Here is an 18,292-nt window from a genome sequence, read left to right on the forward strand (position 1 = left end):
TCGGTTACGTTTCTCTCGTGCACGGCAGTGCCGACACAAGGGCTGCGCGAGTAACCGAACGTACGGAGGCGGGACAGTGCCGAGACATCGTGGTCGTAGGCGTGGAAAAGCAACGAGGATAGGGGTGTTGGCGGCAGCGGCTCTGGTGACGAGTCCGTTGCTCGCAGCGTGTGGTTCGTCGGACAGTTCGGTTCCGGTTCTGAGTTTCTACACTGCCGCAGACGGCGCAGAGCAGTACGCCGCTGCGGCACAGGTGTGTTCGGACGCCTCCAACGGCCGGTATCGGGTGGAGCAGCGAACACTGCCCAAGAGTGCCAACGATCAGCGCCTGCAGCTCGCGAGGCGTCTCGCCGGAAACGACAAGACGTTGGATCTGATGACGCTCGACGTCGTCTGGACCGCCGAATTCGCCGAGGCCGGATGGGCATTGCCCGTCCCGGACGACCTCTCGGCGAAGCTGCGCGACGGGTCCACCCTGGAAGGCCCGCTCGCCACCGCGGAATGGCAGGACCAGCTCTACGCCGTTCCGCTCAACTCCAACACCCAGTTGCTCTGGTACCGGCCCGACGAGGTGCCGGGCGGTACCCCGCCGCAGACGTGGGATCAGCTGATCGACGTGGCCGAGGCCAACGCGGCCGCCGGTAAGCCCGCTCAGATCGGTGTGCAGGCCAAGCAGTACGAGGGCTTCATGGTCTGGTTCAACTCGCTGCTCGAGAGCGCGGGTGGGTCGGTGGTCGCCGAAGACGGAACGACGGTGACCCTCAACGACACTCCCGAGCACCGCGCCGCCACCGAGAAGGCCCTCGAGATCATCAAGCGGGTGGCCACGGCCGACGGCCGCGATCCATCGGTCTCGCAGAGCGACGAGGCGACAGCTCGACTCGGGATGGAGTCGGGGCGGATGGCCTTCCAGGTCAACTACCCGTTCGTGCTTCCCGGCCTGAAGGAGAACGCCGTCGCCGGGGCAGTGTCGTTCCTCGATCTGGCGAATGTGCCTGCCGATCAGCAGGATGCACGCATCGCCGAGGTCTTCCGCAGTGCTCCGTATCCCGAGGTGAACGCGGGGGAGCCCGCCAAGGTCACCATCGGCGGCTTCAACATCGGCGTCGCGAAGACCACTCAGCACGAGGACCTCGCCTGGGAAGCCGTCGAGTGCCTCACCAACCAGGAGAATCAGCGCAACAACGCCGTCAACGGCGGCGTGCCCCCGGTGCTGAAGTCGCTGTACTCCGATCCGGAGTTCCAGGCCGTCTATCCCGCATGGGAAGGGGTGCTCGGTTCCATCGAGTCCGCGGCAGTGCGGCCCGTTTCGCCTGCCTACCAGAGCATTTCGATTCTGTTGACCGATGCCCTCAACCCGCCGCAGAACATCGATCCGGTTGCCGACGTGGACAAGCTCGCAGAACTGGTCAGCAAGGCCGTCAATTCCGAAGGGTTGATTCCATGAGCGATCCCACCCAATCGCAGCCGCAGCCCGCCGATCGGCAGGCGGCTCTGAAGAACATCTCCGACGGTAAGAAAGCCGAACGACGCCTGGGATTGCTCCTCGTCGCACCCGCGGCGATCCTGATGCTCGCGGTCACCGGCTACCCGATCGTGTACGCCTTCTGGCTCAGTCTGCAGAAGTACAACCTCGCGTTCCCCGAGGATCGCCAATTCGTCGGCATCTCCAACTACGTGACCGTGCTGTCCGACGGCTACTGGTGGACGGCATTCGGCGTCACCGCCGGCATCACGATCATCTCGGTGATCATCGAGTTCATCCTCGGTCTGGCAGTGGCTCTGGTCATGCACCGCACCATCTTCGGCCGCGGACTCGTCCGCACCGTGGTGCTCATTCCGTACGGCATCGTGACCGTCGCCGCCGCGTACAGCTGGTACTACGCCTGGACCCCGGGCACCGGTTATCTCGCCAACCTGTTGCCCGACGGCAGCGCGCCGCTCACCGAGCAGTTCCCGTCGCTCGCGATCGTGGTTCTGGCCGAGGTGTGGAAGACGACCCCGTTCATGGCCCTGCTGCTGCTGGCAGGCCTGGCTCTGGTGCCCGACGATCTGCTCAAGGCCGCCGAGGTGGACGGAGCGGGTGGCTGGACGCGGCTGATGCGGATCACCATTCCGTTGATGAAGCCGGCAATTCTCGTCGCGGTCCTCTTCCGCACGCTCGACGCGTTCCGCATCTTCGACAACATCTACGTCCTCACCCGAGGGAGCAACGAGACAGGATCGGTGTCGATTCTCGGTTACAACAACCTGTTCGGCGCGTTCAACCTCGGACTCGGGTCGGCGATCAGCATTCTGATCTTCTTCTGCGTCGCGATCATCGCGTTCGTGTTCATCAAGTTGTTCGGTGCCTCGGCACCGGGATCCGACGACGGAGGCCGCAAGTAATGACCACTGTTACGCCTCGCAAGAAGGTCGGTTGGACGGTCGTCAACGTCCTCGTCCTCCTCTACGCGCTCGTTCCGTTGGCGTGGATCATCAGCCTGTCGTTCAAATCGACGGCCACGATCGCCGACGGAAAGTTCATCCCGCAATCGTTCACTCTGGAGAACTACAAGGGCATCTTCTCCACCAACCAGTTCACCTCGGCGCTGGTGAACTCCATCGGAATCGGGTTGATCACCACGGTGATCGCCGTCGTGATCGGCACCATGGCCGCGTATGCCGTTGCCCGGCTGGACTTTCCGGGCAAGAAGCTCCTGGTCGGTGCGGCTCTGCTGATCGCGATGTTCCCCCAGATCTCGCTGGTGACACCGTTGTTCGACATCTCGCGCTCGCTCGGTCTGTTCGACACCTGGCCGGGTCTGATCATCCCGTACATCACCTTCGCGTTGCCGTTGGCGATCTACACCCTCTCCGCGTTCTTCCGCGAGATCCCGTGGGAGCTGGAGAAGGCGGCGAAGATGGACGGAGCAACGCCCGCACAGGCTTTCCGCAAGGTCATCGCCCCGCTGGCGGCACCCGGTATCGTCACCGCGTCGATCCTGGTGTTCATCTTCGCCTGGAACGACCTCCTGCTCGCCATCTCGCTGACGGCGACGGAACGTTCGGTCACCGTCCCGGCGGCCATCTCGCAGTTCACCGGTAGCTCTCAGTTCGAGGAGCCCACGGGATCGATCGCGGCAGCCGCCGTCGTCATCACCATCCCGATCATCATTTTCGTGCTCTTCTTCCAACGACGTATCGTGGCGGGCTTGACGTCCGGCGCAGTGAAGGGATAACCGTCATGGCCGAAATCGTTCTCGACAAAGTCACCAAGCTCTACCCGGACGGCGCCGCTGCCGTCAGCGACGTCGACATCACCATCGCCGACGGCGAATTCATCATCCTCGTCGGACCGTCCGGCTGCGGAAAGTCCACCACGCTCAACATGATCGCCGGGCTGGAGGACATCTCGTCCGGTGAGCTGCGGATCGCGGGGGAGCGCGTCAACGAGAAGGCGCCGAAGGATCGCGACATCGCGATGGTGTTCCAGTCCTACGCGCTGTACCCGCACATGACGGTCCGGCAGAACATCGCCTTTCCGCTGACGCTCGCCAAGCTCTCCAAGACCGAGATCAACGACAAGGTCGAAGAGGCTGCCAAGATCCTCGATCTCAGTCAGCACCTCGACCGGAAGCCCGCCAACCTCTCCGGTGGTCAGCGACAGCGAGTTGCGATGGGCCGCGCCATCGTTCGCACCCCCAAGGCCTTCCTGATGGACGAGCCGCTGTCCAACCTCGACGCCAAGCTGCGAGTCCAGACGCGCGCCGAGATCTCGCGGCTGCAGAAGCGCCTGGGCACCACCACCGTCTACGTCACGCACGATCAGACCGAGGCCATGACCCTCGGCGACCGCGTCGTGGTGTTGCGCGGTGGGCTGGTGCAGCAGATCGGTTCTCCGCAGGAGCTCTACGACAAGCCGCGAAACCTGTTCGTGGGCGGCTTCATAGGATCGCCCTCGATGAATTTCGTTCCGGGACAGCTCACCTCGAACGGAGTGTCCACGGCCCTCGGCGACATCGAGATCCCGCTCGAGCGAATGGACGCGATCAAGGCCAAGAACCCGGGCCGCGAGGTGGTCGTCGGTATCCGTCCCGAGCACTTCGAGGACGCGGCACTGATCGACGGCTACCAGAAGATGAGCGGTGCCACCTTCACCGCAACCGTCGACGTGCTCGAGTCCATGGGCAGCGACAAGTACGTCTACTTCACGCTGAAGGGTGCCAAGGTCGAGTCCAGCGAACTCCAGGAGCTGGCCGCCGATGCCGGTATCGCCGATCTCGGTGGCGCACAGGTGGTTGCGCGTCTGGCAGCCGAATCCAAGGCCGCCGAGGGTGGTCAGGTGGAACTGTGGTTCGACCCGGGCAAGATCTCGGTGTTCGACCAGGCGTCGGGTGCGAACCTGACGTTGTAGAGCGCTACGCCCATGTGAGCGGAACTTCGTAGCCCACTACGAAGTTCCACTCACATGCCGCAGGCTCTACAGTGGCACGTTCGACGTGGTGTTCGGTTCGGACTCGGCAACCCGCACCGATTGCCGCGCTGCCGGGGTGCTTCTGATGGCCAGGGCTGCCGCGGCGACGACGGCGCAGGCGACGGCACCGGCGACGAAGGCTGCGGTGTACGCGCTCTCGCGGGCCACGTTTGTGCCGTCGATGGTGAACATCGCCAGCACGGTGGACAATGACGCACTCGCGATCGACGTGCCGACGGTGCGCACGATCGAGTTGACGCTGTTGGCCACGCCGGTGTCCGCTGCGCTGACCTCGGCCATGAGCAGGTTGGGCAGGGCCGCGAACGCGAGGCTGACGAACGTGTTGATGACGATGCCCGCGGTGATGAGCTGCCACGTGTGATCGTGGGCCACCGCGACGAACGCAAATCCGAGAACGCCGATCACCGCGCCGCCGACGAGAACTCGGCGCGGCCCGAACGATCTGATGAGGCGACCGCTGATCACCGCGGCCACCACTCCTACCGCTGCACCGGGTAGCAGGTACACGACACTGGCTTCCAGAACGTTGGCCGTGAATCCGTAGCCGGCGACGGCACGTGGGGTCTGCACGAAGTAGGAGCAGGCCAGGAAGTTGGCGAACATTCCGACGCCGACGAACAGGGTGGCGACGTTGGTGGCCAGCAGTGGCCCGTGAGTGAGCATGCGGGGTGCGACGAGCGGGGCATCGATGCGTTTCTCGAAGATCCACCAGACGGTTCCCAGCAGCACGCCCGCGACAGCGCATCCGATGGTGGCCACCGAACCCCAGCCCCACGTGCGGCCCTGGGTGAGGGCCAGGAACAGCAGCAGGAGTGTGCCCGCCAGCAGTACGGCACCCCACCAGTCGACCGACCCGCTGCCGCTACGCGGTCGGGCAGGGACACCGAACCACGCGATGCCGAGTGCAACCACGACGATGGCGACGGTGAGCCAGAAGACGCGGTGGTAGTCGGCACCGTTGGCCGTGAGCAGCCCCGTCAGCACCAATCCGAATCCGCCGCCCACGCCGAGAGTGCCGGACAGGATCGACATCGAGCCGACGAGTGCGCGCGGTGGCATCTCGTCGCGCAACACCGCCAGGGCGATGGGGAACAGGGCGTACGAGACGCCTTGCAGAATGCGGCCGACCAGCAGCCAGGTCAGTGAATCGGTCAGCGCTGCCAGCAGCGACCCGGCCAGCACGACGGTCAGGACGCCGATGAGCACGGGGCGTTTGCCGTGCAGGTCGGCGAGTCGGCCGATGACGGGGGTGGCGATGACCGCGGCCAATAGGTTCGCCGTCAGTACCCACCCGGCAGCGGTGGTGCTGACGCCCAGTTGGGTGCCGATGGTGCCCACGATGGGAACGACCATCGTCTGCAGGACGGCGAGGGTCATGACGATGAAACAGAGTCCTGGCAGCAGTGTGCGGCGGGTGGACATGGAAGAGCTACCTCGTTACCTATGACAACCGAAAATACGAACCGATCGAACTAAAATGTTGAACGCATCTAATTAATTATCGGGTACCGGTTTCCCCGGTGTGAGCCGAGGTGCCTCGGAGGAGCTACTGCGTCCGGTTGGGCTTCCCCAGGGCCTTCTGCCGGAGTTCACTGACGATCTCGTCGTTCCAGACGTGCTCGCGCACCAACCGATAGCGCTCACGGCTCATCCACAGATAGGCCTCGGCATCGGTGCGGTCCTCGAGAATCTCGGCCGCCCGGACCATGCGGACCACCGGCAGGTACTCCTCACCGAACCAGCGTCGTGCGACCGTTCCGCGGTCGACGAACTCCCCGAGTTCTTGCATCAGCCGAAATCCCCAGGCCTCCACCGACTCGCTCAGTTGCGCGTAATCGAACGGGTCGGTGACCTGTACCGCCTCGCGTGCGCGTCCCACCAGGGGCACCCGACTCAGGAAGATGCGGCGATGATCCTTGATCAACAGATCGCCGCGCCGGGTGATCCCCTCGGGGGAGATACGCGTGATGATCTCGGTGACGACGGCGTCGATCGTCGTGCGATGCATCGCGAACGCAATCGACACCCGGTGATGCCCGTCGACGACGAAGTGCATGCCGCCGATGCGATACACCTGGATCGGCGGCATCGCTTCACCGCGGCGCTGCGCCGCCGCCAACCGCTGCCAGCGTTCCCTGATCCGCGCCGAGGTCGGCCTGAAGAACCTGTCGAAGTCGCGGGTGCGGTCGACACTTCCGACGATGGTCTCGACGCGAATGACCTGCAGACCCAGGTGCCGTTCACCGACCTTGCCGAGGGCAGCGACCACCTCGTCGAACGGCAGGATGGTGTTGACGTCGTCGGGTTGACGCCGCAGCCACCCGACGAGTCTCGCCACGTCGGCGCGTCGACGCTGGCGGGTGAAGTCGTTCTCCGCGTCGGCGGCCGGAAATCCGGTGTCACGTGCCATGTCTGCGCCTCACGATCCTCGGTGCTTCGACGTGCTGTCGCTGCCCACCCGGTTCGACGTCGAGCAGGGTGTATCCGACGGTGTTGATCACCGCCGCCCCGTGCAGGGCCAGATCGTCCGGGGTGTGGCCGTGTGGATGAATGTGGCCGTGCAACAACAACTGTGGGGAGAGCCGACGCGTCACCTCGTCCAGGCAGTCGAAGCCGACGTGTGCCGGGTCGGTGTCGTCGCCGACTCCGAGGGGTGGGCTGTGAGTGAGCAGAATGTCCACCGGCCGTACGTCCTTGCGGACGTTGCGATTCCACGCGAATGTTCGAGTGAGGGTGCGTGAGCGTCTGCGCTGCTGACGTTGCGTCCATTGATTGGGTCCGCCGTTGTAGCGGATCGACCCGCCGAGACCGGCGATACGCAGACCGGCCGCGGACACGATCCGCCGGTCGACGTTGATCGCACCCACCGGCCCCGGCCAGGTGGCAGGCAGCCCGGCGCGCATCCAGCCGGCCTTCCCGGCCGAATAACCCGTCAGGTCCGCGTCGTGGTTGCCGGGCACGAACACGCACGGAGCGTTCAACGCATCGGTCAGGTACTCGAGGTAATCGAACGGAAGGTCGCCCGCGCCGAGAATCAGATCGACGCCGAGCGACTTCACCTGCGGACTCCACAGAGATTCGATCGTTTCGTCGGACACAGCGAGAACGGATACCACGGGTACGACGGTACCCACCTCGTCCGCGGTGGCACCTCCGAACGGACTTCTCGGGCACCGGTGGTGTTGGATGGGTCTCGTGAGCGAGAGTGTCATTACCGCGGTACGCGCACACCTGGTGACCGAGATCGGCGACGACAACCCGTCGTCCGCGTCCGTGACGTTCCTCGGCCTGGAGTCACTGGACGTGCTGCGATTCGGAGCGGACTCCGAGGTGGTGCGGTACGTCAGCCTCGGCTGCTCGCGTCATCCCATGGCAGACCCGAACGACATGGTCGCCGATCCGTCCCGTGGCCCTCGCGCCGAACTGGTACTGACCCTTCGCGGTGGCGCAGGCGCGGCGTCGGGCGTCCACAAGAGCTTGGCCGTGCTCGCGGCCTCGCCTGCGGTGGAGGGCGTCGTGCTGGTGGAGGACGCCCTGCTCGATCTCGGTGAGCCGCTGTGGACCAACGCGCCGTTCACGGCCGTGCTGCTCGGGCCGAGCGACATCGCGGACCTGCCGCTGCCGGAGCCTTTCGATCCGGTTCATTTCTTCGCCGCGGTGCCGTTGACCGGAACCGAGGCCGCCTGGGTGCGGTTACGCGGGGCGGACGCGTTGCGCGAGGCCTGGAAGGAAGCGGGGATCGACGTCCGAGACCCCAACCGGTCCGCAGCCAGCCTCTGATCGGGCGCTCCTGCGCACAGGGTGTCGACTTCCGGTGGCTACCCGCTTCTGCCGGAGTTCGTCCCTGGCTGTAGATCTCAGGCGCGGGATCTACAGCCAGTTGTTCTTGTGGAACGTTCGCCACAGACCGACGCACACGCAGGCGACGATCGCGACGATCGTGTGATACCCATAGGTCCAGTGCAGCTCGGGCATGTTGTCGAAGTTCATGCCGTAGATGCCGGCCACCATGGTCGGCACCGCCGCGATCGCCACCCAGGACGAGATCTTGCGCATGTCGAGGTTCTGCTGCATCGTCACCCGAGCCAGGGCGGCGTCGACGAGCGAGCTGAGTACCTCGTCGTATTCGGAGATACGTTCGGCGACGGTGGTGTGATGGTCCTGCACGTCGCGCAGGTACCGCCGGACGGATTTCGGAACACTGGGCTCCTGGACCAGCCGTGCGAGAGGCGTCGACAGTGGGGTCACCGACCGGCGCAGTTCCACGACCTCCCGCTTGAGCAGATAGATGTTCTCGATCGGCACGTGATGATGCGGAGAGAACACCTCCTCCTCCATGCCGTCGACGTCCCTCTCGATCGAGTCGGTGACGGCCAGGTACTCGTCGACGACGTGGTCGGCAACCGCGTGCAGCACCGCCGACGGGCCGAGTGCGAGCTGTTCCGGATTGTCCTCGAGGCGCTGGCGCACGCCGGCCAATCCGGAGTGTTCGCCGTGTCGGACGGTGATGACGAAATCTCGACCGACCATCACCATGATCTCGCCGCTCTCGACGATCTCGTTCGCCGTCGTCACCGACTCGTGTTCGACGTACTTGACCGTGCGCAGGACGAGGAATGCGACGTCGTCGTATCGCTCGAGCTTGGGCCGCTGATGCGCGTGCACGGTGTCCTCGACCATCAACTCGTGCAGGTCGTAACACTGAGCGATCGCGTTCATCTGACGGTCGTCCGGCGCATGCAGGCCCACCCAGACGAACCCCTCGCCGCGGGCTCGTACTTCGGCGATCGCGGACGTGTGAGTGAACCGGCCGGGTAGTCGGGAGCCGTCGACGTAGACAGCGCAGTCGACGATGGCGCGCGCCGTCGGCACCGGTATTCGTGGACTCGAATCGGGAACGGCCTTGTTTCCTCGTCGGTGCAGCGAGGGCAGTGAGGGACGCGGTGGAAGGGACGGCATGGCGGGCAATCGTACGCCAGGAAAACGACAGAACAGTGGGCCCGGAACGTCACGGCGGTGCGCCTGGGACACTGTTCTGGTGCTCATCGATCTCCACACCCACTCGACAGCGTCCGACGGTACCGACAGCCCGGCCGAGCTGGTTCGCGCTGCGTCGGCAGCGGGCCTGTCGGTGGTGGCGCTCACCGATCACGACACCACGGCCGGATGGGACGAGGCCGCTGCCGCATCGCCCGCCGGCCTGACGCTCGTGCGCGGCATGGAACTGTCGTGCACCGGTCGTGGGGAGGACGGCACGCCCGTCCCGGTGCACCTGCTGGCGTACCTGTTCGACCCCGAGAACGAGGCATTCGCGGCCGAGCGTGCACGACTGCGCGGTGAGCGGGTGACCCGGCTGCGGGCCATTGCCGAGAACATGGCCGCGGACGGCCTACCCATCGATCCCGACGCGGTTCTCGCCTCGGCCGGGGAAGCCGCCGGTCGTCCCCATCTGGGCCAGGCTCTGATCGAGGCCGGCTACGTCTCGGACATGGACGCGGCGTTCGCCGGTCCGCTGGCAACGGGTGGCAAGTATTACGTGGGCAAGGTCGACACTCCACTCGACGTCGCCGTCGAGATGATTGCCGCCGCAGGCGGCGTCAGCGTGCTCGCGCATGCCCGGGCGCGCAAGCGCGGACGCATCCTGGATCTGGACCACATCCGAGAACTCACCCCGCTCGGGCTCGGCGGTGTGGAAGTCCACCACATGGACCACTCGCCGGAGGACACCGTGGTGATGGCCGAGTTGGCCGCGGAGTTGGACCTCATCGTCACCGGGTCCTCGGATTATCACGGCACCAACAAGACCGTGAAGCTGGGCGAGTACACCACCGACCCGGAGCAGTACGACCGACTGATCGCGGCGGCCCGGTCATGAACTTCGACGTGACGCTGTACCTGACGGTTCTGATCACGCTGTTCGTGATCATGGACCCACCGGGCGCGATTCCGGTGTTCCTGTCCTTGGTGGGACGCAAGAGTAAGGAAGTGCGCAACAAGGCCGCATGGCAGGCACCCGCGGTCTCGCTCACCGTCATCTCGGTGTTCGCGATCGGCGGCCAGGCAATTCTGAGCTACCTACACATCGGTATTCCGGCTTTGCAGGGCGCGGGCGGACTTCTGCTCCTGCTCATCGCGCTGTCGTTGCTCACCGGAAAAGGTGCGGGCGGCGACGCGGCGGCCGAGGACGTCAACGTCGCACTCGTGCCGCTGGGTACGCCGTTGATGGCGGGCCCCGGAGCCATCGCCGCGGTGATCGTCTACGTCAGTCAGGCCGACGGCAACGCGAGCTCGTTGCTCGCAATTGCCTTGGGCATCATCACGATTCACGTCCTGTTCTTCGTGATTCTGCGCTTCTCCACCGTCCTCATTCGGCTGCTCGGCGAGGGCGGCATCTCGCTGCTGGCACGCATCGCAGGTCTGTTGCTCGCCGCCATCGCAGTGCAGTTGATCGCGGACTCCGTCCGCGGATTCGTGGCCGGAGCATGAGCGGGGCCGGAGCGAGTGCCGGACTGCGCTTCCTGCGCGGGCTCAGCGGCATCGTCACCGCCGGACTGGTGGTGCTGGCGATCGGCGTCGGCGTCACCCAATATCTCGGTCAGTCCCGCGGCTACCCGGGACCGGGCGCGCTGTCGGTCACCGTGCACATCGTTGCCGCTGTCGTCGCCATCGCAGCGCAGCGCATTGCCGATCACCGACGCGGATTCACCGCATTCCTCGGAGCGATCGTGGTCTTCGTGGTCACCGGTCTCGTCCTCTGGACCCAGTGGTGGCAGTAGCGCAGTGGTGGCAGTAGTTCACGCTGGTTTCTGACTCTATGGTCAGTTCGGTGGGCGGTATGGCACACTTGGGCCGTTGCAGCGATGCGGCTACAGCCCATCGTTGACTGTGCAGGCACACCCGCCGCACGTGCGAGACACGCTTTTCGGCAGTCGGCAGCCAGTACTGGCGCCCTCCGGTAGTCCGCGACCCTTTCGAGCATCAATCACTTCGTAGACACGTGTTGCCTCGTCGAGGCCGACAGTGCGAGGAGCTTTCACCGTGACGGCAGTCGAAGACACCACAGGAACACCATCGGCAGTTGGGGCCGCGATCACCGACGACGAGATCTTCGCCGGGCATCTCGGCGGCAAGCTTTCGGTCCAGTTGGCCGCGCCGCTCGAGACCCAGCGCGATCTCTCGATCGCGTACACCCCGGGAGTGGCCCAGGTCAGCCGTGCCATCGCCGCCGACCCGGCACTGGCCAAGCGCTACACCTGGACCGACCGGCTGGTCGCCGTCATCTCCGACGGTTCCGCGGTGCTCGGCCTGGGCGATATCGGTCCGCGCGCGTCGTTGCCGGTGATGGAGGGCAAGGCGGCGCTGTTCAAGAAGTTCGCCGGCCTCGATTCCATCCCGATCGTGCTCGATACCCACGATGTCGACGAGATCGTCGAGACGATCGTGCGGATGCGACACAGTTTCGGAGCCGTCAACCTCGAAGACATCTCCGCCCCGCGGTGTTTCGAGGTGGAACGACGCGTCGTCGAGGCACTGGACTGCCCCGTGATGCACGACGACCAACACGGCACGGCCATCGTCGTCCTTGCGGCGCTGACGGGTGCTGCACGGGTACAGGGCCGGGACCTGGCCGGGCTCCGAGTGGTCGTCTCGGGCGCAGGCGCTGCAGGCGTTGCGTGCGCGAACATGCTGCTCGCCGCCGGCATCTCCGACGTCGTGGTCCTCGACTCCAAGGGCGTCGTCTCGGCCGATCGCGGTGACCTCACCGGCGTCAAGGCCGACCTCGCTGCGCGAACCAACCCTCGTGGACTGAGCGGGGGACCGGGCGATGCGCTGGCCGGAGCCGACGTGTTCCTCGGACTGTCCGCAGGCAAGGTGGACGAGAGCGTCATCGCCTCGATGGCCCCCGAGTCCATCGTGTTCGCGCTCTCGAACCCGGATCCGGAGATCCACCCGGAGGTGGCCAGGAAGTACGCGGCCATCGTCGCGACCGGACGAAGCGATTTCCCCAATCAGATCAACAACGTTCTGGCCTTCCCCGGTGTGTTCAAGGGCGCGCTCGACGCCGGCGCACGCCGTATCACCGAAGGCATGAAGCTCGCCGCTGCCGAGGCAATCCTCTCGGTTCTCGGCGACGAGTTGGCCGCGGACCGAATCGTCCCGAGCCCACTCGATCCTCGCGTCGCCCCGGCCGTTGCGGACGCAGTTGCGGCAGCAGCGCGAGCCGAGGGCGTCGCGTAGGAAAACAGAAAAAAGCACCCCGAACCCCGCCCTATCCGGGCCGGTGGTTCGGGGTGCTTTTCGTTCGTGTGAGTCGCCCGTCAGACTTTTGCCAGTCCGGTCGGCATGCGCCGGAGGCGACCGGTTCCCGGCACCGACGTCCACACCGCAAGGGCGAGAAGGCCGTCGACGACGAGTGTGAGCAGCGCGACGAGGATCGCCCCGACCAGAACCCGGCCGTAGTCGTAGAGCGCGAGACCGTCGAAGATGTAGCGACCCAGCCCGCCCAGGTTGACGTACGCCGCAACGGTCGCGGTCGCGATGATCTGCAGGGTGGTGTTCCGTAGTCCGCCGAGGATCAGTGGGAGTGCATTGGGGATCTCTACCCGCAGCAGCACCTGTGATTCGGTCATCCCCATTGCACGGGCGGCGTCGACCACGTGGGCGTCGACGTTGGCTATTCCCGAGTAGGTGCCCGCCAGCAGCGGCGGTATCCCGAGCAGGACCAGCGCGATGATCGGCGGGATCAGACCCAATCCGATCACCAGGACCAGGAACACCAACACACCCAGAGTCGGCAGTGAGCGCAGAGCGTTGACCAGTCCCACGACCACTGCTTCGCCGCGGCGCAGGTGACCGATGATCAGTCCGATGGGAATCGCGACAGCGGCCGAAAGCACAACGGCCAACAGCGAATACCACATGTGCTCGAGCAGTCGAGCACCGATTCCCGTCGGCCCGGCCCAGTTGGCGCCGTCGAGGATGTACGAGAACGCTTCGGAGAACAGATTCATGCGCGCGCCTTCCTCGTCGACGAGCTCGTGCCCTGCCGGGTCCACGGCGTGAGTCGACGGCCCACCAGGTACAGGGCGGCGTCGAAGATCAACGCCAAGAACACGATCGAGATGATGCCGGCGAAGATCTGATCGGGATAGTCACGTTGGTAGCCCTGGGTGAACAGCTGGCCGAGCCCACCGATACCGATCACCGAACCCACCGAGACCAACGAGATGTTGGTGACCGTGACAACTCGAATATTGGCGATGAGCACCGGCAAGGACAGCGGTAGCTCGACGGTCACCGCCCGTCGTAACGACGAAAAGCCCATGGCCTGAGCCGAATCGACGACGGCGAACGGAACCGAATCGAGTGCCTCCGGAACCGCGCGAACGAGCAGGGCCGTGGAGTACACCGTCAGTGCGATCACCACGTTCAGCGGATCGAGCACAGGCAGTCCCACGACCGCAGGAATGGTGACGAACAGTGCCAGTGACGGCAACGTGAACGCAATGCTGGCCACCGTCAACGTGATTCGGCGGACCCACCGCGTGTTGCGAATCAGAGTGCCGACCGGAACCGCGATGAGCAGTCCGATGAGCAGGGGCACGAGCGAAAGATACAGATGTGTCTTCGTGTACCCCAGTACGACGCCGAAGTTGTCGAACAGCCAGGTCACTGTGCGTCGTTCCCGGCCGCGCCGAAGTGGTGGCGATTGCGCTCCTCGTCCTCCGACTTGCGCTGTACGGCCAGGTTTTCGAGAATCTCCGCACCGTCGACGCTACCCACGGCGGCACCGGTCGAATCGACGGCGACGCCGATTCCCGACGGAGACGAGATCGCCGAGTCGAGCGCCTGCCGTAGATCGCCGCCCTCGAGGAACAGCGACCCACCGGCCGCGGTGCTCTCGTCCAGGCTGCCGCCGCCGCGTACCTTCTCGACGCCGGTGGCGTCGATCCAGCCGAGGGGACGACGCTGGGAGTCCACGACCAGAACCCACTGCCCCTGGTCGAGTCGCAGGGTGCTCATCTCGTCCTCGGTCGCGGTATGGATCGGATGCATCGTCACCGACTGCGCGGAGCGGAAAGACAGGCCTCGGTAGCCGCGGTCGCGGCCGACGAACGACGCCACGAACGACGTCGCCGGTGCCGCGAGCACGGTCTCGGGCTTGTCGTATTGCTGCAGACGACCCTGCGGTCCGAAGACTGCGATGTGGTCGCCCAGCCGCACGGCCTCGTCGATGTCGTGCGTGACGAACACGATCGTCTTCTTCAGATCGGCCTGCAGCCTGAGCATCTCGGTCTGCAGATCCTCACGCACCACCGGATCGACGGCGCTGAAGGGTTCGTCCATCAACAGAATCGGTGGGTCCGCGGCGAGCGCGCGGGCCACCCCGACGCGCTGTTGCTGCCCGCCGGACAGCTGTGCCGGGTAGCGGGACGCGAGAGCGGGATCCAGGCCCACTCGTTCCAGTACCTCGAGCGCCGCCTTGCGGGCCGCGCGCCGGGACTGACCGTTGAGGACCGGAACCGTCGCAACATTGTCGACGACGGAACGGTGGGGCAGCAGCCCGGCACTCTGGATGACGTAGCCGATTCCTCGGCGCAGCTTCACCGCGTCGGTGTCGGCGATGTTGCGGCCGTCGACCGTGATGACACCCGAGGTGGGCGCGATCATCCGGTTGATCATGCGCATCGACGTCGTCTTGCCGCAGCCGGACGGCCCCACGAACACGGTGAACGAGTGTGGCTGGATCACCAGGTCCAACGAGTCGACTGCCGTGGTGCCGTCCGGGTACGTCTTGGTGATGTTCTCGAAGGTGATCATCAGCTGACCGGCTGGTCCAGACCCTTGTCCTTGACCCACGCCGTTGCCGCCGCAGCCGGTTCGACCTTCTGGTCGCCGGACACCGACGTGTTCAGTGCGATGAGCTCTTCGGTGGTGATCTGCGCCGAGACGGCGTCGAGAACCTGAGTGAGCTTGTCGGACTGCTTGGACGTCCGCAGCACCGGGATGACGTTCTGAGCGGCGAAATTGTTCTCCGGGTCTTCGAGAACCACGAGATCGTTCTGCGCGATGGCAGGCGAGGTGGTGAAGATGTCCGCCGCGACGACCTGGCCCGACACGAGTGCCTCGACCGTGGCCGGTCCGCCGCCGTCGGAGATGGGCACGTAGTTACCGGGGGAGATGTCCAGGCCGTACTTCGCTTTCAGGCCCGGCAGTCCGCCGACGCGCTCCTGGAATTCCGGCGTGCCCGCGAACGTCACCTCCGAAGAGAACGGTGCGAGATCGCCGACGGTCTTGAGATTGCGCTCGGTTGCGGTCGCGCGGGTGACGACGACGGCATCCTTGTCCTCGCCGGGTGCCTGGGCCGTCACCGAGAGGTCGTCGCCGAGTGCGGCGGGCAGTGCCGCCAGCACGTCCTCGGACGAGGTGGCCGTGGCAGATTCGTCCAAGTACTGGAGCAGGTTGCCCGTGTAGTCGGGAATCAGGTCGATCGAGCCGTCGCGGACGGCGGGAATGTACGCCTCGCGGCTACCGATGTTGAGCTTGGTGCTCACCTCGAAACCGTTGGCGCGCAATGCTTCTGCGTAGATGTTCGCGACGGTCTCGGACTCCGGGAAGTTGGCCGAGCCGACGATGATCGAGTTCGTGTCGTCGTTGCTCTCGCCGCCTCCGCTCGAGAGCGGATCCGAATTTCCGCCGCAGGCGGTCAGTGCGGTGACCGACAGGGCGAGCGCGGCAACGGCCGCCACTGCCTTCGGGGCGGAGAACGCGCGCGTGATTCGGGAGGTGGTCATGGTGTCCTTCCATCGGTTCGGGCACAGACGAAGCCCCAACTCCGACGGGTGCCGCCCGATCACCGGGGACACCGCCGAACCAGGACTCGGGCTGCTCGGGATGGTAGTCGACGTCGCCGTGCCCATAAGGTTGGTTCGACTACCCTCTCGTTCGCATCTGTGCCCCGCGGTCGGGATCGGTAAACCCCACGGGCAGTGAACAGGAGAAAATGAGAGTGCGTTCGTCGATTCTGGCAGCGGCCCTCGCGGTCACTATTGCAGGTTCCGTCGGTGGGTGCAGTGCGGCCGACCGGGCCGAACCCGGGCACGTGCCCGTCGTCGTCGGAGCCGGGAATTCCGACCTCTCCCGGTTGCTCGCACAGATCTACGCAGGAGGACTCCGGTCGACGGGAGCCGAGGTCTCCGTCGCCGAGAACCTGGGGGATCGGACGGCGTACCTCGCGGCGCTGGACCGCGGCGAGGTATCGATGATCCCCGACCTGACCGGGGACCTGTTGCGCACCTTCGACACCCTGGCCGGGGCAACCGAAGCAGAGGACGTGTACACCGAACTGAACCGATCGCTGCCCGCCGGACTGTCGGTGGGAGACTACGCAACCGCCGAGGATCGATTGGCCCTTGCGGTCGCTCCAGACGCGATCTCGGACGAGGAGCCGAACGTCGCCGAATTTCTTCGTCGGGACGACGTAACCGTCGGGACGGTCGAGGGTGAGGTCGATCCGATGGACGTGAGGATGGAGGGTGTGGGCAGTCCCAGCTTCACCGGGGCCCGTTTCTCCGAGTTCATGGTCTACCCGGATGCGCAGTTCGCTGTCGACGACCTGAATTCCGGTGTGGTGGATGCTCTCGCGATTCGGACGGCGTCGTTCGGTCCGCTGGCCAAGGATTTGACGACTCTGCCCGACGACGATCATGTGTATCCAGCGCAGAACGTCGTTCCGCTGTACCGCACCGGTGTGCTGGACGAGAGTGCGGTGAAGTCGTTCTCGGTGGTGGCGGGGGAGCTGACGACAGCGGACCTCGCCGACATGATCGGCGAGGTCCGCGGCGGTGCTGCGTCAGGCGATGTCGCCGGCCGCTGGCTCGGCGAGCACAGCCTCTGACACGTCGGACTTCTGCTCTGCTCTGAGCTTGCGGCCCAGGTACGCACCCATGTGCTGGACGGCTTCGGCTGCTTCCCGCAGGATCGACGCCTGCAGATGCGCCACGTGCCAGAGCTTCTTGTACTCGATGTACTCGAGTTCGACGCCGGACAGGCGCAGCTTGTCCGCGAACGCGGTGATCTGCGGATAGAGCACCTCGTCCGTCCCGACGTGCATGACGACCGGAGGCAGCTCATCGAGGTTGCCCTGGAGCGGCGCGAAGCCTTGATCCAGCGGGTCGCCCGCCCCGAGATACGCGTCGGCCGAGGAGTTCGACCACCCGGTGTTGACCACCAGGTCGCGCGGCTTGACCGCGTCGCGTGCGCCCGGATCGACCCACGGTGAGATCAATCCGAGTGCTGCCGGCCTCGCGCCGTCGTCCACCAGCCGCCTCGCCGTCGCGACGGTCAACCCGCCGCCTGCCGAATCACCGGCGATGGCGATGCGATCCGGGGTGAAGCCGTGCGAACGCACCAGTTCTCGGAACGCCGCCACGGCGTCGTCGAGCGCGGCCGGGTACGGGTTCTCCGGGGCCAGTCGGTAGTCGAGTACGTACACGGCGCTGGCCGACTCTCGGGCCAGATGGGCGGCGAGCGATCGGTGGGTGTTGATCGAACCGATCGTGAACGCGCCCCCGTGGAGGTACAGGATGGCGGTGTCGCGTTCGGTGGCTCCGACGGTGATGCGCTCGGCTCGCCTGCCCGCGAGCGTCAGCTTCTGCGCGACGGTCCCGTGCGGGAGCGTCTGCACGGGAGCCGCGGCCTCGAGGACCGCCCGCTGCGCCCGGAAGGACAGACGCGGATTCAGCGCGAGGCGATAGAAGGGCTTGAGCGCCGCCGCAACGATCGGCAGTGGAACGTAGAAGGCTTTCACGACGC

Annotated in this window: 19 protein-coding genes; 10 read left to right on the forward strand and 9 right to left on the reverse strand. The window is 65.6% G+C overall.

What is annotated here, in order from left to right:
• Positions 1-124: 124 nt before the first annotated feature.
• The 4 genes from JLZ96_RS21565 to JLZ96_RS21580 are packed head-to-tail and all read left to right on the forward strand — an operon-like array spanning position 125 to position 4,396.
• The gene (locus JLZ96_RS21565; RefSeq protein ID WP_027498039.1) at positions 125-1,447 is read left to right on the forward strand and encodes an ABC transporter substrate-binding protein; all 1,323 of its coding nucleotides are present in this window, start codon (positions 125-127) and stop codon (positions 1,445-1,447) included.
• Positions 1,444-2,388, forward strand: coding sequence for a carbohydrate ABC transporter permease (locus tag JLZ96_RS21570; protein ID WP_032406323.1), 945 nt, complete (start codon positions 1,444-1,446; stop codon positions 2,386-2,388). Before JLZ96_RS21565 ends, JLZ96_RS21570 begins: the two co-directional genes overlap by 4 nt.
• Positions 2,388-3,221 (forward strand): carbohydrate ABC transporter permease, encoded by an 834-nt coding sequence (locus JLZ96_RS21575; protein WP_027498037.1) that lies wholly within the window; start codon positions 2,388-2,390, stop codon positions 3,219-3,221. Before JLZ96_RS21570 ends, JLZ96_RS21575 begins: the two co-directional genes overlap by 1 nt.
• A 5-nt stretch (positions 3,222-3,226) precedes the next feature.
• The gene (locus tag JLZ96_RS21580) at positions 3,227-4,396 is read left to right on the forward strand and encodes an ABC transporter ATP-binding protein (protein WP_032375493.1); all 1,170 of its coding nucleotides are present in this window, start codon (positions 3,227-3,229) and stop codon (positions 4,394-4,396) included.
• A gap of 66 nt (positions 4,397-4,462) precedes the next feature.
• Here the strand turns inward: JLZ96_RS21580 and JLZ96_RS21585 are convergent, their stop codons facing one another.
• From JLZ96_RS21585 to JLZ96_RS21595, 3 genes are all read right to left on the reverse strand, one after another.
• On the reverse strand, positions 4,463-5,899 hold the full coding sequence (locus JLZ96_RS21585) for an MFS transporter (RefSeq protein ID WP_057472857.1): 1,437 nt from the start codon (positions 5,897-5,899) through the stop codon (positions 4,463-4,465).
• Between the two features lie 124 nt (positions 5,900-6,023).
• Positions 6,024-6,887: a hypothetical protein gene (locus tag JLZ96_RS21590; protein WP_027498035.1), complete on the reverse strand. Its 864-nt coding sequence runs from the start codon at positions 6,885-6,887 to the stop codon at positions 6,024-6,026.
• A complete protein-coding gene (locus JLZ96_RS21595; RefSeq protein ID WP_027498034.1) occupies positions 6,877-7,593 on the reverse strand; it encodes a metallophosphoesterase in 717 nt (238 codons plus the stop codon). Before JLZ96_RS21595 ends, JLZ96_RS21590 begins: the two co-directional genes overlap by 11 nt.
• 70 nt (positions 7,594-7,663) lie before the next feature.
• On the opposite strand from JLZ96_RS21595, the gene JLZ96_RS21600 reads away from it, so the two are divergent.
• Positions 7,664-8,257, forward strand: a complete 594-nt coding sequence (locus JLZ96_RS21600) for a suppressor of fused domain protein (RefSeq protein WP_201011214.1) — start codon at positions 7,664-7,666, stop codon at positions 8,255-8,257.
• A 90-nt stretch (positions 8,258-8,347) separates the two neighbouring features.
• Here JLZ96_RS21600 and JLZ96_RS21605 read toward each other — a convergent pair whose 3' ends face one another.
• The gene (locus JLZ96_RS21605; protein ID WP_027498032.1) at positions 8,348-9,436 is read right to left on the reverse strand and encodes a magnesium and cobalt transport protein CorA; all 1,089 of its coding nucleotides are present in this window, start codon (positions 9,434-9,436) and stop codon (positions 8,348-8,350) included.
• Positions 9,437-9,515: 79 nt separating this feature from the next.
• Between JLZ96_RS21605 and JLZ96_RS21610 the strand changes: the two genes are divergently transcribed.
• The 4 genes from JLZ96_RS21610 (at position 9,516) to JLZ96_RS21625 (ending at position 12,715) form a co-directional block, all read left to right on the forward strand.
• Positions 9,516-10,352: a PHP domain-containing protein gene (locus JLZ96_RS21610; RefSeq protein ID WP_027498031.1), complete on the forward strand. Its 837-nt coding sequence runs from the start codon at positions 9,516-9,518 to the stop codon at positions 10,350-10,352.
• Entirely contained in the window at positions 10,349-10,963 is a 615-nt protein-coding gene (locus JLZ96_RS21615) for a MarC family protein (protein WP_027498030.1), read from the forward strand. Before JLZ96_RS21610 ends, JLZ96_RS21615 begins: the two co-directional genes overlap by 4 nt.
• Positions 10,960-11,253 carry a hypothetical protein gene (locus JLZ96_RS21620; RefSeq protein WP_048315904.1) on the forward strand — a complete coding sequence of 98 codons (294 nt, stop codon included), beginning with the start codon at positions 10,960-10,962 and terminating at the stop codon, positions 11,251-11,253. The genes JLZ96_RS21615 and JLZ96_RS21620 overlap by 4 nt, the downstream gene beginning before the upstream one ends.
• 262 nt (positions 11,254-11,515) lie before the next feature.
• A complete protein-coding gene (locus JLZ96_RS21625; RefSeq protein WP_201011215.1) occupies positions 11,516-12,715 on the forward strand; it encodes an NADP-dependent malic enzyme in 1,200 nt (399 codons plus the stop codon).
• 80 nt (positions 12,716-12,795) lie between these two features.
• Here the strand turns inward: JLZ96_RS21625 and JLZ96_RS21630 are convergent, their stop codons facing one another.
• Genes JLZ96_RS21630 through JLZ96_RS21645 form a run of 4 tightly spaced genes read right to left on the reverse strand, consistent with a single transcriptional unit; the run spans position 12,796 to position 16,272 of the window.
• Positions 12,796-13,488, reverse strand: a complete 693-nt coding sequence (locus JLZ96_RS21630) for an ABC transporter permease (protein WP_027498027.1) — start codon at positions 13,486-13,488, stop codon at positions 12,796-12,798.
• Positions 13,485-14,150 carry an ABC transporter permease gene (locus JLZ96_RS21635; protein ID WP_032390316.1) on the reverse strand — a complete coding sequence of 222 codons (666 nt, stop codon included), beginning with the start codon at positions 14,148-14,150 and terminating at the stop codon, positions 13,485-13,487. The genes JLZ96_RS21630 and JLZ96_RS21635 overlap by 4 nt, the downstream gene beginning before the upstream one ends.
• On the reverse strand, positions 14,147-15,298 hold the full coding sequence (locus tag JLZ96_RS21640; protein WP_032390505.1) for an ABC transporter ATP-binding protein: 1,152 nt from the start codon (positions 15,296-15,298) through the stop codon (positions 14,147-14,149). The genes JLZ96_RS21635 and JLZ96_RS21640 overlap by 4 nt, the downstream gene beginning before the upstream one ends.
• Positions 15,298-16,272, reverse strand: a complete 975-nt coding sequence (locus JLZ96_RS21645) for an ABC transporter substrate-binding protein (RefSeq protein ID WP_032365502.1) — start codon at positions 16,270-16,272, stop codon at positions 15,298-15,300. Before JLZ96_RS21645 ends, JLZ96_RS21640 begins: the two co-directional genes overlap by 1 nt.
• 209 nt (positions 16,273-16,481) lie before the next feature.
• Here JLZ96_RS21645 and JLZ96_RS21650 point away from each other — a divergent pair, with 209 nt between their 5' ends.
• Positions 16,482-17,375 carry a glycine betaine ABC transporter substrate-binding protein gene (locus JLZ96_RS21650; protein WP_094692845.1) on the forward strand — a complete coding sequence of 298 codons (894 nt, stop codon included), beginning with the start codon at positions 16,482-16,484 and terminating at the stop codon, positions 17,373-17,375.
• Here the strand turns inward: JLZ96_RS21650 and JLZ96_RS21655 are convergent.
• Positions 17,331-18,287 carry an alpha/beta hydrolase gene (locus JLZ96_RS21655; protein ID WP_032371669.1) on the reverse strand — a complete coding sequence of 319 codons (957 nt, stop codon included), beginning with the start codon at positions 18,285-18,287 and terminating at the stop codon, positions 17,331-17,333. The two genes, JLZ96_RS21650 and JLZ96_RS21655, sit on opposite strands and share 45 nt — an antisense overlap.
• Positions 18,288-18,292 lie beyond the last annotated feature (5 nt).

The organism is Rhodococcus sp. NKCM2511 (assembly GCF_014905595.1).
In the GTDB taxonomy this organism is placed as follows: Bacteria; Actinomycetota; Actinomycetes; order Mycobacteriales; family Mycobacteriaceae; genus Rhodococcoides; species Rhodococcoides fascians.

Bases quoted from the DNA above. Each gene is read 5' to 3' on its own strand.
- JLZ96_RS21575 (WP_027498037.1), top strand. From the start codon at position 2,388: ATGACCACTGTTACGCCTCGCAAGAAGGTCGGTTGGACGGTCGTCAAC.
- JLZ96_RS21580 (WP_032375493.1), top strand. From the start codon at position 3,227: ATGGCCGAAATCGTTCTCGACAAAGTCACCAAGCTCTACCCGGACGGC.
- JLZ96_RS21585 (WP_057472857.1), bottom strand. From the start codon at position 5,899: ATGTCCACCCGCCGCACACTGCTGCCAGGACTCTGTTTCATCGTCATG.
- JLZ96_RS21630 (WP_027498027.1), bottom strand. From the start codon at position 13,488: ATGAATCTGTTCTCCGAAGCGTTCTCGTACATCCTCGACGGCGCCAAC.
- JLZ96_RS21615 (WP_027498030.1), top strand. From the start codon at position 10,349: ATGAACTTCGACGTGACGCTGTACCTGACGGTTCTGATCACGCTGTTC.
- JLZ96_RS21620 (WP_048315904.1), top strand. From the start codon at position 10,960: ATGAGCGGGGCCGGAGCGAGTGCCGGACTGCGCTTCCTGCGCGGGCTC.
- JLZ96_RS21605 (WP_027498032.1), bottom strand. From the start codon at position 9,436: ATGCCGTCCCTTCCACCGCGTCCCTCACTGCCCTCGCTGCACCGACGA.
- JLZ96_RS21590 (WP_027498035.1), bottom strand. From the start codon at position 6,887: ATGGCACGTGACACCGGATTTCCGGCCGCCGACGCGGAGAACGACTTC.
- JLZ96_RS21570 (WP_032406323.1), top strand. From the start codon at position 1,444: ATGAGCGATCCCACCCAATCGCAGCCGCAGCCCGCCGATCGGCAGGCG.
- JLZ96_RS21645 (WP_032365502.1), bottom strand. From the start codon at position 16,272: ATGACCACCTCCCGAATCACGCGCGCGTTCTCCGCCCCGAAGGCAGTG.
- JLZ96_RS21600 (WP_201011214.1), top strand. From the start codon at position 7,664: ATGGGTCTCGTGAGCGAGAGTGTCATTACCGCGGTACGCGCACACCTG.
- JLZ96_RS21650 (WP_094692845.1), top strand. From the start codon at position 16,482: ATGAGAGTGCGTTCGTCGATTCTGGCAGCGGCCCTCGCGGTCACTATT.
- JLZ96_RS21640 (WP_032390505.1), bottom strand. From the start codon at position 15,298: ATGATCACCTTCGAGAACATCACCAAGACGTACCCGGACGGCACCACG.